Raw genomic sequence first — 13,658 nt, 5'->3', positions numbered from 1 at the left:
TTGTGCAAAGATAAACAAGGATTTTTCTTATTTTACAACCACATTTCCCTCGCCATAGACAGCAACCAATTCAGTAACGGATTCCTCCGTCACTTTAATGGCATATTTTTCAGACAACCAGTAGTTTTCCTGACTCGCCACAATTGTGAAATGAAGCCTGGTTTGACCCGGATATTTCCCAACAACTTCTAGTAGTCCAGCTTTCAGCGCACTAGCCTTGGCCTTGTCTTCAACGCGAATCCAACAAACTGGGGATTGCTTAGATTGTTTACTTTGGTTGATTTGCTGACTTTGTCCGCCGCTATAACCTGCTTGATCAGACCCACCTGCTTGTTTTTGTTGCAAGTTGTTTAAATAAGCTCTTGTATCTTCATCCAACATCCAAGCCTTAGTCAAGAGGACTTGCAATTCATCATTTCGCTTCTGCGTCTTTCCGTAAACCAACAAGGCATTGCCCTGGTTTAAATGTTTGGCGAAAGTGATATAAGCTTCCGGAAAGGCTGTGACAGAAATCTGTCCCGTTTGGTCCTCTATTGTCACAAAGGCCATGGGTTGATTCTTCTTAGTGGTGATTCGTTTCACCGCCATTACCTCCCCTAGGAAAAAGGCTTTGCCATTTTCTTTGAGGTTTTCAATGTAATCAATAAGCCCTGTTTGATAAAAACCTTCATAGTCTTCAAAAAGGTTAATCGATAAAGCTTGCCCCAGTGTTTCTATTTCATTCTCAATTAATTGGTGTTGGTCGAATTCATCGATTTCAATAATCTTCGGTGCGAATATGGCTGACAAGTCATCGTCCCCAAGTAGCGAGGTTTGGTGTTGATTGTCTGTTTTAAAGAGTTGCTCATGGGTAATCATCTTAGGGATAGCTTCCAATTGTAAGGTCCGGCGGTTGTAGCCAAAACTATCTAATGCACCTGCTTGGGCTAATTTGACTAAGATGTCTTCTTTGAGGGCAAACTTTCCGAGTCGGTGGATAAAGTCGGTAAAGTCCTTAAATGGTCCTTCCGCTTCCCGAGCTTGAATCATTTCTTCTACTGCCCGCTTAGGAATGCCTCGAATATCCCCTAAACCGAGTTGTAATTGGTGGTCGTCCACAACTGACAAACCATAAAATGACCTATTGATATCTGGATTGACCACTTCAACCCCATGGTTTTTCGCTTCGAGTACCAGGTTCTTCCCTTTTTTATCATATATCCTTGTATGTTTCAAGTTGCCATAATAAAAAGCAACTGGATAGTTAGCCTTGATCCAAGCCAACTGGTAGGCCAAGTATGAGTATGCGAAGGAATGCGACTTATTGAAACCATAGTTGGCGAAGGCTTCAATATAGTCGTAAATTTGCACAGCGACACTTTCCTGGTAGCCATTTTCAATAGCCCCGCTGATAAATTGCTTGCGGACTTTTTCAATGGTTTCGTGTTTCTTTTTACCGATGGCACGTCGCAAGATATCCGCTTCACTCAGGCTAAAGCCTGCGATTTTTTGGGTCACCTGCATGACCTGTTCTTGGTATACCATAATTCCATATGTAGGGGCTAAAATTGGTGTTAAATCAGGGTGTGGGTAGGCAATAGACTCACGTCCATGCTTTCTGGCCACAAAATGTGGAATTTGTTGGACTGGACCGGGTCGGTACAAGGCATTAACAGCCACCACATCTTCAATGGATGTAGGGGCTACTTGTTTCAAAACATTCTTAATACCATCCGATTCAAATTGGAAGACGCCATTGGTATCTGCATGTTGGAAGATTTCATAAGTTTTTGGATCATCTAATGGAATATCCAAGGCTTTGACTGGTCGCCTGGTTAATTTACCAACGGCCGCTAACCCATCATGCAAAATAGTTAAATTGGATAGACTCAGGAAGTCGACCTTCAGTAGACCCACTGCCTCAACATCCCCCATAGTATATTGGGTATTTGGAATATGGGTGGATGAGGCTTGAAGCGGTGTATGCAAGGTTAAAGGTTGATCCGCAATCACAACACCGGCCGCATGGGTGGAGACGTGACGTGGTAACCCTTCTAGTTTACGGGCGGTATCAAACCACAATTGCCCGTGGTCTTCGTTTTCAATTAATTCCCGCAATTTCTGTGACTGGTCGTAGACTGATGTTAGTGTTTCAGCTGGTAAATTAGGATTATTGCCTACTGTATTCGCCCATTCTGACAATGTCACTTGCGCTTTCCCAAAGACAGTTCCGACATTTCGCAAAGCTTGCCGAGCACCAAATGTCCCAAAGGTCGCAATTTGTGCTACACGGTTGTCCCCGTATTTCCGGTAGATATAGTCGAGCACTTCTTGCCGTTTATTATCTGGGAAATCCAGGTCAATGTCTGGCATATTCTGCCGTTCTGGATTCAAGAATCGCTCAAATAGCAAGTCGTTTGCAATCGGATCTACGTCTGTTATTTCTAGGACATAAGCCACTAAGGCTCCAGCAGCCGATCCACGTCCTGGGCCCGTTTGAATATGGTGTTGGTGAGCATAGTTCATCACGTCCCAAACGATTAAGAAATAATCGTCAAAGCCCATATCATGGATAACTGACAATTCGTAAGCCAAGCGGTCGGTATAGGCATCTGTAATCTCCGTCACCCGCTTAGCTAACCCTGCTTCTGCTAGGTCTTTTAGGTATTTTGGTGTATCCGTGTATTCACTTGGTAGGGGGTATTTGGGCAGCAAGGTTTCAACTTGAGGAAATACAATATCAATACCCTTAACCGCTGCCTCTAATCGGTCCAAGGATTCTTTATAAACTGAATCTTGAACATCTGGATCTTGGTACATCTTAGCCCATTGACCTGGACTTCTAAGTGCATGGGTCCCTTTCACTTGCTTCAACTCATCAATCCTTGTCATCGGCTTATTATTGTCAATGGCTTCAAGGACTTGTTGGGTGAAGAAGTCATCCGGATTGGCATATTGAATGTGTGGCATAGCAACTAATGGAATCCCTGCTTGCTCACTCAATTCGATGATGGCTTTTGCATGGAATTGTTCATTCTCCAAGGCTGAAAGACCTAGAAATAATTGGTCATCTGAAAAATGGCGTCGCCACCAAAGCAACTCTTTCTCTAACTGGTCGTAGTCTGCCTGACCATCGCCTTGTTTCAAGTACCGCATATGGGGGCCGCTCATAGCAGAAAAAATTACAATGTAATCATCCGCGTGCATGGTGATTTCTTGGTAAATGGCCCGGCGGTTGGCTTCTACTTGTAATTTTAAAGACGACGAAAGGGCCATCAGATGCTGATAGCCTTCGTAGTTTTTTGCGTAAACAACCAATTCTTCTTTGACATTGTCAATATTAAACTGGACAGTTAGTCCGATTAAAGGTGTGATGCCATTTTGCGCACAGGCCCGGACGAATGCCAAGCTGCCTGACATGACATTGACATCGGCCAAGCCTAAATGGGTATAACCTGCAGTCGCCCCGGCTTGCACGTATGCCTCAACAGACATGGGACTGGTTAATAGGGAATAGGCTGAATTTACATGTAATGGCACAAACATCCGGTCACCTCCTCATGCATATGGTTTGTTAAAAATCACTATTTATTTGTCTTCATCAGTGAAAAACTGACTATTTCGTTGCTTCGCCGCTTCAATATCTTGTGCAGTAATCGCTGGATCAGCGAATTGGGGTCCTCGTAAGAACATGGCATCCCCAAAGGAGAAGAACCGGTATTTTTCTTCAACTGCATGCTGGTACGCCGCAAGGACATGGTCGCGTCCGGCAAAGGCTGAAACCAACATAATTAAAGTCGATTTAGGTAAGTGGAAGTTCGTAATAAAACCTTCAACCACGCTAAATTGATAGCCTGGTGCGATAAAAATATCGGTCCAACCAGAATCAGCTTGGACTTGCCCCTTAAATTTAGTGCCAATCGTTTCAAGGGTGCGGATAGATGTCGTCCCAACCGCAATCACCTTGTGTCCACCTTCTTTAGCACGACGAATTTTAGCTGCATTTTCTTGATCTAAGCGATAGAATTCTGAATGCATTTTGTGGGCATCGATATCCTCAACAGATACCGGACGGAAGGTCCCAAGCCCAACATGTAAGGTTAGGTAGGCAATTTCAACGCCCCGGTCTTTTAAGTCGGCCATAAATTCTTCTGTAAAATGAAGGCCCGCTGTTGGGGCTGCCGCTGACCCATTTTCCTTGGCATAAACGGTTTGATACCGGTCAGGATTGTCTAGTCTCTCTTTGATATATGGCGGTAATGGCATTTCACCTAAAGTCTCAAGAACTTCTAAAAAGATACCATTATATTTGAATTCCACAATTCGGCCACCATGGTCAAGCACTTCAGTAACAACCGCCACTAATTGACCGTCTCCAAAAACAATCTCAGTTCCCACACGAATACGACGAGCTGGTTTAACCAAGGTTTCCCATTTGTCGCCTTCCGTATTATTTAATAGTAAGACTTCGATATGTCCACCCGTATCAGGACGAATCCCGTGTAAACGCGCTGGTAATACTCGGGTATTATTCAATACCAAGACATCGCCCGCTTCAAGTTCACTAGCTACATCTGGAAAATGGCCATCCTGGAAATCCCCAGTTTGGGCGTCAAGTTTCAACAGTCTACTAGCCAACCGGTCTTGAATGGGTACCTGGGCAATCAGTTCTTCTGGTAAGTCAAAATCAAAATCATTTGTCGTTAATGTCACTTAAAATTCCTCCGCATAAGGTATGCCTAAATGGTCGTAGGCCTTTAGTGTTGCTAGACGTCCACGTGGCGTTCTTTGTAAGAACCCGTTTTGAATTAAGAAGGGTTCATACATATCTTCTATTGTTGTCGTTTCCTCTGAGATATTCGCTGCTATGGTCGACAAACCAACCGGTCCCCCACCATAATAGCGAATAATCACATCGAGAATTTTTCGGTCCGTTTCATCTAAACCTGCCTGGTCTACTTTCAAAATAGATAAGGCCTTGTCCGTGATAGGATCGTCAATTAAACCATCTTCGTGATAAACTTGAGCAAAATCACGGACCCGCTTTAATAATCGGTTGGCGATACGAGGTGTCCCTCGTGACCGCATCCCAATTTCTTTTGCTGCTTGATCTTTAATTGGCACCTCAAATAAACGGGCGGTCCGTTCAACAATGGTCGCTAATTCATCCACTGTGTAGTAGCGTAAATGTTGAACAATCCCAAACCGGTGTCTTAATGGTGACGATAAGGCGCCTGGTCTAGTTGTTGCCCCAATTAAGGTAAACGGTGGCAGCGGAAAATGTACAGGGTGGGCCCCTTCATCTTGACCGACAATAATATCTACTTGGTAGTCTTCCATAGCAGAATACAACATTTCTTCTACCACACGAGGTAAGCGATGAATTTCATCAATAAACAAGACATCTCCTGCTGACAGCTCATTTAACAAGACGAGTAAGTCTCCTGTTTTTTCAATGGCTGGTCCAGAGGTGGTTTGAATATTAACCCCCATTTCATTGGCGATAATATTCGCCAGGGTTGTTTTCCCTAAACCTGGTGGTCCATAAAGGAGGACATGGTCAAGAGCTTCATCACGATTTTCAGCTGCTTGTATATAAATCGCTAACTCTTCTTTTAACTCAGCTTGACCAATATATTCCCGCAAAAACTTAGGTCGTAAGGATAATTCCTGGGCTTCATCTGCTTGTGCATGGGGTGAGTGAATTTGGCCGTTATGGACGATTTCAACAGCTAAATCTTCCTGGTCAAAATCTTCATGATGATCAACATCCATGGCGACTGCCTCCCTTCTTCTCCTATATTAACGTTTTGTGATAAATTTCAAGGCGATGCGAATGGCTTCTGCTGTAGTGGTTACATCCGAGAAGTCAGCGTTTTTCACTACGCGATTGATTTCTCTTTGGCTGTAGCCAAGACTAGCCATGGCCTCTTCAAGTTCATGCATGAATGGTAGGTTGACTTGGTCTGGGCCTTGAATATCCAGGCTTTCTTGCTTGAATAGTGCAGAAGATGGAGACTCAGCTAAAACTTTTGGCAGTTTTTCTTTCAAATCCAACACAATCTGACCGGCTGTCTTTTTGCCAACACCTGGAAACTTCATTAAAAAGGCATTGTCTTCTGCCTGGATGGCTGCGACTAAACCGGCGTTATCGTCTAATGATAGGATGGATAAGGCGGATTTAGGGCCGATGCCAGAAACCGAAATCAACTGCAGGAAGATAATCTTCTCTTCTTGTGATTTAAAGCCATATAAACGGATGTCATTCTCTGAAACAGATTGGTACAACCAGATTTTTACTGGTTGATCTTGCCCGATTTTGTCTGTAAAACGATAAGGATTGGCCATATAAATATAGTAGCCAATCCCTCCCGTTTCAAGTATGACAGCATCTGGGTAGACACTTTCAACCTGACCTATCATAAATTCGTACATGGTCTTACTTCACTAATTCTTTCAAGTCGCCGTAGCCTTCTTTGTCCATATCTTCTAGCGATACGAAACGAAGTGAAGCTGAGTTGATGCAGTAACGCAAGCCACCTAATTCAGCTGGGCCATCGTTAAATACGTGGCCTAAGTGGGTATCTGCGTCTTTTGAACGGACTTCGATACGTTTCATACCATATGAGGAGTCATCTAACTCTTCAATTTCATCTTCCAAAATTGGTTTTGAAAATGATGGCCAACCACAACCGGCATCAAATTTATCAGTAGATACAAATAATGGTTTACCACTCACGATATCCACGTAAATACCTTGCTCATAGAAGTCATCATATTGACCAGTAAATGGGCGTTCAGTACCCGCATTTTGTGTTACTTCATATTCTAATTCAGATAGTTCTTTCAAACGTTCTTCTTTATTGTAGTCTTTTGTCATCATGAAACTCCTTTTTTTCTCGTTCGACCACCCGAAAAACAGGTGTCGTCATATCGGGCTTCAAAAGTCAAACTCTTCCGATACTAGACCAAAATGTGCCAATTACTTGGCAATAATTGTTCAGCTTTTGGTCCAGCACATTAAGTCTTAACGACTTTTGTCGCACCTCTCTTTCCCTTGTTTACATTCTAGCACAAAATCCGTTTATACACGAAAATCTAGATTACAGTTTTAATTGCTCTACAATTGCGGTGACTCGTGCGGATCTTGAATTCGCTTGAACATCCGCTCAATTTCATAATTTGAAAAATGAACCAGTACTGGTCGACCGTGCGGGCAGTTATAAGGATTTTTGGTATAAGCCAGGTCATGCAGCAGTTGTTTCGCCTGCATGTCGTCTAAATAATGGTTGGCTTTAATCGATCGTTTACAAGACATCATGATAGCCGTTGCTTCACGGTAATTACCTACCGTCGCTTTAGGATCTTCTAAAATTAAGGCGATCAAATCTTCCACAATTTTTTGGATATTCTTCTTACCCATCCAAATTGGGTGCTGCTGTAACTGGAAGGCATTTGGGCCAAAGGGTTCTAAATCAATCCCCATTTCTAGCAATTTTGGCCGGATTTGGTCAATCTCTTGAGCCTCTGAATTTGAGAAATCAAAAACAATCGGTAATAGTAAACTCTGCATTGCCGCTCCAAATTCTACAATGGTATCCCGATAGTATTCGTACTTAATCCGCTCCTGGGCCGCATGTTGGTCCACCAAATACATACCCGTCTCATTTTCAGCCACCAAATAAGTTCCTTGCATTTGCCCCACATAAGTCAACTCTGGAAAGGACATATTCCGGTCCATGATAGCCTGGTCAAGCGCCCGGACTTGATTAACCGTTTGCCAGACTGGTTTGTTGTGAGATTTTGGTAAGTCCACTTTTTGTTCTGTATCCAAATAAGTTACAGGCGTCTCATCTGAATGATCAGCCTCATTTTCAAGGTCCTCTGCTTGAACCACCTGGGCTTCATCCCGCAAGTAAGTCGGCACTTGGACAGATTGTTTGACCTCTTCATTGACATCTTCTTCGAAAACATTAGAGAAACCATTACCTGAAAAAGCGCTAGTGGCATCTTGCTGGCTATTGCTGCCATGACTAGCCGAGAAGTCTAAAGTAGCTTGCTCGCCAAGGTAAGTAGTTGGTTGGCTTAGAGTGCGGTAATTACTTTGCCCAGAAGATGTTGAATCAATTGAATCGCTATTATTGGCTGATTGGCCATCATCCCCTTCACCGTCTGCGTATACATCCGGAATCCGTTGTACAGGGGCCAAGGCATCAATAATGGCGGTTTTGATCATATCATAGAGGTCATCTTCTTTAGAAATACGGACCTCTTGTTTGGTTGGGTGTACGTTCACATCGATCAATTGCGGGTCAAGTTCAATATATATAACCGCAATTGGATACCGTCCCACCATTAATTTAGATCCATAACCCTTTAAAATGGCCTGGTTCAATTTATAGTTTTTGATGTAGCGACCATTCACAAATAAGGACATATAAGACTTGCTGGCTCTAGTCACAGCTGGTAAGGACACGTAGCCTGAAATGTGGAAGTCTAAGTTCTCCCCTTCGATAGACATCATATCTTTTGCCTGTCTAAAGCCGTAAATAGCTGCTAAGACTTCATTGACGCGGTCCTTACCATTTGTTGACAATAAGGTTTTCCCGTCATGGGTATAGTTAAAGCGAATGTCCGGATGTCCAAGGGCCTCACGATTAATGATATCTGTAATGTGTGCTAATTCTGTTTGCAAACTCTTCAAGTATTTCAAACGGGCTGGCGTATTGTAGAAGAGGTTCTCTACCAATACAGACGTCCCACGTCTTAAAGCAGATGACTTCTGGTCAACGATTTCCCCATCTTTAATATAGATTTCACTTGAAGATTCCCCATCTGAGGTGTTCATGGTCACTTCTGAAACTGAGGCGATTGACGGCAAAGCCTCACCCCTAAATCCCAGTGTCCGTATTCTAAACAAATCACTTGAACTATATATTTTTGAGGTTGCATGTCGTTTAAAGGCTAGGCCAACTTGGTCTGCTGCAATCCCTTTTCCATTATCAATCACTTGAATAGACCGTAATCCGGCTTCTTTTAGGTGAATCACAATTTCACTGGCGCCTGCATCTATCGCGTTCTCCACAAGTTCCTTGACAACTGAGGCTGGTCGTTCAACCACTTCCCCCGCTGCAATCTGGTTGGCTACTTGAATGGGTAATTCTTGTATCGCCATTTACATCATCCTTTATAATTGGCTCTTTAATTCTGCTAAGAAGTTTAAGGCCTGAATCGGTGTTAAGTTATAAATATCTTCAGCCTTCAATTGGGCGATCACTGCTTGACTATCTGCATCCACTGGCCTATTATCTAGCAGTTTCGTTGGCGGTTCTTCTTGGACTAAATCAAATAACGACAGCTGTTGGTCCTTATTGACTTCATTTAAATTGTTGGCTTCAAGTTCTTGCAAGACCACTTGGGCGTTCTGCAACAATTCACCCGGCATACCGGCCAATTTGGCTACATGAATCCCGTAAGACTTGTCCGTTGCACCGTTAAATACCTTATGCAAGAAGACCAATTCCCCGTCCTCTTCACTGGCCCCAACATGAATGTTGGCTAGACGCGGTAAGCTTTCATCTAAGGCTGTGAGTTCGTGGTAATGCGTTGAAAAAAGGACTTTCGCATCGAAATGGTCATGGATATAGACCAAGATGGCTTGGGCCAAGGCTATTCCGTCATAAGTAGACGTTCCCCGTCCCAATTCATCAAATAATAATAGGGAATTATCGGTGGCGTGCTGCAAGGCTTGATTGGCTTCCATCATTTCCACCATGAAAGTCGACTGACCTGCTAAAAGATCATCTGCCGCCCCAATCCGGGTGAAAATCTTATCAAAAATCGGTAAACGGGCTTCCCTAGCTGGTACAAAAGAACCCATCTGGGCCAGAATGACGATCAGTCCTAATTGCCGCATATAAGTTGATTTACCGGACATATTTGGTCCAGTAATCATCAAAATGCTTGTTTCAGGATCCATCACGATATCATTAGGTACAAATCGATCTTGGCCAATGACCCCTTCAACAACCGGGTGCCTTGATTCTTTCAAGTACAAGTCACGCTTATCGGTCATAAATTGTGGCTTTACGTATTGGTGGGTTTCTGAAATTTCCGCTAAAGACTGAAGCACATCAATAGTAGCTACTGTACTTGCAATCGCCTGCAAAGTCGCTTGATGACGCTTCACTTCTTCACGAACAGCTTGGAAAAGTTGGTGTTCAAGAACTTGTGACTGTTCTTCCGCTTCAAGAATTTTTGCTTCTACTTCTTTTAGTTCAGGCGTAATGAACCGTTCAGCGTTGGTTAAGGTCTGCTTGCGGTCATAACTGCCTCCTTCAAGTAAATGTAGGTTAGCTTTTGTCACTTCGATATAGTAACCAAAGACCTTATTATAGCCAACTTTGAGGGATTTAATGCCCGTTTTGGCCCGCTCATCTGCCTGCAATTGAGCAATCCACTGTTGGCCATTACGCATGGCATCCCGGTATTCGTCTAATTGCGGATTAAAGCCATCCGCTATGACATTTCCATCTTTTAAAGTCGCCGGTGCATCTTCCTTGATGGCCGCTGTAATCGTATCGGTTAATGATGGTAAGGCTGTGATTTGCCCTTGGATATTGGCCCAGACACTGTCATCTTCATTATCCGCTGAAATTTGGTCAACGGTGTCAATAATTCCTGGGACCCGACTTAGTGACTGGTTTAATTGTAATAATTCTTTAGGGTTAACGTTCCCCATGGCTACTTTTGCCACTAACCGTTCTAAGTCATACACCCCGTGTAATAGGTCTTTAATTTCAAGACGTTGGAAATAATGTTCGATCAAATCTTCAATTTGAGATTGACGCCGTTCAATTGCCGGCAGGGATATCAGTGGTCTATCCAACCAATTTTTTAGTAAGCGAAAGCCCATAGCCGTTTCTGTTTTATTTAAAAAGGCTAACAAGGACCCTTGCCGTTTCTTGGTTCTAACTGATTCGGTTAATTCCAAATTACCTTTGGCATAGTAGTCCATATGGAGGTAATGCGCTACTTCATAGTGAGTCGCCACCTGCCAATGGTCAATTGCTTGGTGGGACATAGAATTTATATAAGTCAATAATAATAAGAGGCCATTCAATTCCCGGTCATCAGAAATGTCGGCTAGGATTTGCTTGTAAATTTCTCTTGTTGTCGACCCAGCTTCAGCTGTTAACTCAAAAGGTGATAAGGTGAAGGTTTGTAGGTGTTGTAATTCTGCTACCTGGTCTTTTGGTACAGCTTGGGAAACAACCAATTCTTTCGATTGTAGTTGGGCAAATTCTGTCAAAACAGCATTAAAGTCGTCAAGCGTGGTCACTTTTAATTCCCCAGTACCCACATCTGAAAAGGCTAAAACGTATTGGCCGTTAACGTAATCTAGGGCAGAAAGGTAATTGTTTTCAACTATGCCAATACTGTCATTCATATAGGTCCCTGGTGTCAAGACTTTCACAACACCACGTTTGACCATCCCCTTGGTTAATTTGGGGTCTTCCAATTGTTCAGCAATCGCTACCTTATGGCCTTGGCTGACCAAGGTCTTAATATATTCGCTGGCTGAATGGTAAGGAATCCCACACATAGGGATTGGATCTTCCGCATTTTTATTGCGCGAGGTTAAGGTAATTTCTAAAATTTGAGCCGCTTTTAAGGCATCATCATTAAACATTTCATAAAAGTCACCTAGACGAAAAAACAGGAAGGCATCCGGATATTGGCCCTTCATTTCATTATATTGTTCCATCATAGGCGTTTGTTTGGTTTTTTGAGGCATCTTAGATTCACTCACTTTATCTTTTTTACATTTTCTTTTTTCATCTATTTTATGTATAAGGGCATGACAAAAAGGTCTCCCCTTCACTTTTCCTAATCTCTGTCATTTTACCACAAATCTGATGTCTTGTACGAGTCTGGCCTTTGTCTATATAGGCCAAGAAAGTTTAGCTAACCAAGTCATCACCCAACCATTTGTGGCTTTCTTATGTATTTATTTTAGGTTTCCCTTATTTTTATATTTACCTTTACCTTTTATAGGCGTATACTCTATTTGCAAAAGAAATTTCCAAAGGAGACGGTAGCCCATGACAGAAGAATCGAGTATAGAGCATAAAAGAAAAATTAGTGATCTTTCATTAAGTGAAATAAATGGAACAGTTGAAGTCCCAACCGGTAAAGGATTTTGGCGAACACTATTAGCCTATTCCGGACCTGGTGCTTTAGTTGCCGTCGGTTATATGGATCCAGGTAACTGGTCAACTTCCATTACTGGCGGGCAAAATTTCCAATACAAGCTGATGTCTGTGATTTTAGCATCATCGCTTGTGGCCATGCTACTCCAATATATGGCAGCCAAACTAGGGATTGTCACCCAAGAAGATTTGGCCCAAGCCATCCGCTTACGGACCGGTAAGAAACTAGCTTTTATCTTATGGATCATTACTGAATTGGCGATTATGGCAACTGATATTGCAGAAGTTATTGGGGCTGCCATTGCCTTGTACCTTCTATTCAATATACCTTTACTCATTGCTGTTCTGATTACGGTCTTCGATGTTCTGCTCCTATTATTACTCGCTCGTATCGGATTTCGGAAGATTGAAGCCATTGTCGTTTGTTTAATTTTTGTTATCCTATTCGTATTTGTCTACCAAGTGGCCTTATCAAATCCCACTTGGTCAGCCATTATCGCATCCTTTGTACCAACCAGCGATGTCCTCCAAACCAGTCCAGCAGTGAACGGGATGACTCCCTTAGCCGGTTCACTAGGCATTATTGGTGCGACAGTCATGCCCCACAACTTGTACCTGCATTCCGCTATCTCACAAAGTCGGAAAATAGACCACGCTAATCAAGACCAAGTGGCGGCTGCAGTACGTTTTACCATGTGGGACTCTAATATTCAATTAGGGCTTGCCTTTGTCGTCAATGCCTTATTACTTGTCATGGGGGCTGCTGTGTTCAAAACTGGCGTCGTTCAAGACCCGTCATTCTTTGGTTTATATGAAGCCTTGTCTAATCCAAACTTTATGGCCAATTCTGTCTTAGCAGATTTAGCATCAAAAGGCGTATTAGCCACATTATTTGCCGTCGCCCTACTTGCTTCTGGTCAAAATTCAACCATTACTGGCACCCTAACCGGCCAAGTGATTATGGAAGGTTTTATTGAAATGAAATTGCCACTTTGGGCCCGTCGGTTAATGACTCGTTTAATCGCCATTATCCCAGTCGTCCTAAGTGTCATCTATACCAGCCAAAAAGGGACTGTCGAAGAGCATATCGCCTTGAATAACTTGATGAACAATTCCCAAGTCTTCTTAGCCCTTGCCCTACCATTTTCAATCATTCCTTTACTCATGATTACCGACTCTGAAAAAGATATGGGTCACCGCTTTAAAAATACGCTTATTGTCAAAGTTTTGGGTTGGCTATCTGTCATTGGTTTAACTGTTTTAAACATGCTTGGTTTACCGGATGAAATCTTGTCCTTCTTCGGTGACAACCCGACAGCTGGGCAAATTTCCCTAGCCCATGTCCTAGTTATTTTAACTATGATCTTTATCCTATCCTTACTCGTTTGGACCATCATTACTTTATATAAAGGCAATAAGGCCTTTGCAAAATAAACACTTATATATAAATAAAATCGCGACCAGTCC

8 protein-coding genes are annotated in these 13,658 nt (G+C 42.8%); 1 reads left to right on the top strand and 7 read right to left on the bottom strand.

Features of this window, described 5'->3' with window-relative positions; genetic code table 11:
• Window positions 1-27 precede the first annotated feature (27 nt).
• The 7 genes from B2V22_RS02700 to mutS form a co-directional block, all read right to left on the bottom strand.
• Window positions 28-3,525, bottom strand: a complete 3,498-nt coding sequence (locus B2V22_RS02700; protein ID WP_290490364.1) for a DNA polymerase III subunit alpha — start codon at window positions 3,523-3,525, stop codon at window positions 28-30.
• Between the two features lie 42 nt (window positions 3,526-3,567).
• Window positions 3,568-4,692 carry a tRNA preQ1(34) S-adenosylmethionine ribosyltransferase-isomerase QueA gene (gene queA / locus B2V22_RS02695; protein WP_290490362.1) on the bottom strand — a complete coding sequence of 375 codons (1,125 nt, stop codon included), beginning with the start codon at window positions 4,690-4,692 and terminating at the stop codon, window positions 3,568-3,570.
• Complete coding sequence (gene ruvB / locus B2V22_RS02690) at window positions 4,693-5,754, bottom strand: Holliday junction branch migration DNA helicase RuvB (protein WP_290490361.1); 1,062 nt, start codon at window positions 5,752-5,754, stop codon at window positions 4,693-4,695.
• A gap of 27 nt (window positions 5,755-5,781) precedes the next feature.
• Window positions 5,782-6,414 carry a Holliday junction branch migration protein RuvA gene (gene ruvA / locus B2V22_RS02685; protein WP_290490360.1) on the bottom strand — a complete coding sequence of 211 codons (633 nt, stop codon included), beginning with the start codon at window positions 6,412-6,414 and terminating at the stop codon, window positions 5,782-5,784.
• A 4-nt stretch (window positions 6,415-6,418) separates the two neighbouring features.
• Window positions 6,419-6,859 (bottom strand): peptide-methionine (R)-S-oxide reductase MsrB, encoded by a 441-nt coding sequence (gene msrB, locus B2V22_RS02680; RefSeq protein ID WP_026465353.1) that lies wholly within the window; start codon window positions 6,857-6,859, stop codon window positions 6,419-6,421.
• A gap of 240 nt (window positions 6,860-7,099) precedes the next feature.
• Entirely contained in the window at window positions 7,100-9,154 is a 2,055-nt protein-coding gene (gene mutL, locus B2V22_RS02675) for a DNA mismatch repair endonuclease MutL (protein ID WP_290490357.1), read from the bottom strand.
• A 12-nt stretch (window positions 9,155-9,166) separates the two neighbouring features.
• Complete coding sequence (gene mutS / locus B2V22_RS02670) at window positions 9,167-11,776, bottom strand: DNA mismatch repair protein MutS (RefSeq protein ID WP_290490356.1); 2,610 nt, start codon at window positions 11,774-11,776, stop codon at window positions 9,167-9,169.
• 307 nt (window positions 11,777-12,083) lie between these two features.
• On the opposite strand from mutS, the gene B2V22_RS02665 reads away from it, so the two are divergent.
• Window positions 12,084-13,625 carry an Nramp family divalent metal transporter gene (locus B2V22_RS02665; RefSeq protein ID WP_290490354.1) on the top strand — a complete coding sequence of 514 codons (1,542 nt, stop codon included), beginning with the start codon at window positions 12,084-12,086 and terminating at the stop codon, window positions 13,623-13,625.
• Window positions 13,626-13,658: the final 33 nt, after the last annotated feature.

This window comes from Aerococcus sp. UBA6277 (assembly GCF_002440555.1).
Taxonomy (GTDB): domain Bacteria; phylum Bacillota; class Bacilli; order Lactobacillales; family Aerococcaceae; genus Aerococcus.
The sequence above is the reverse complement of the archived record's forward strand: the minus strand, read 5'-3'. Positions and strand labels throughout refer to the sequence as shown.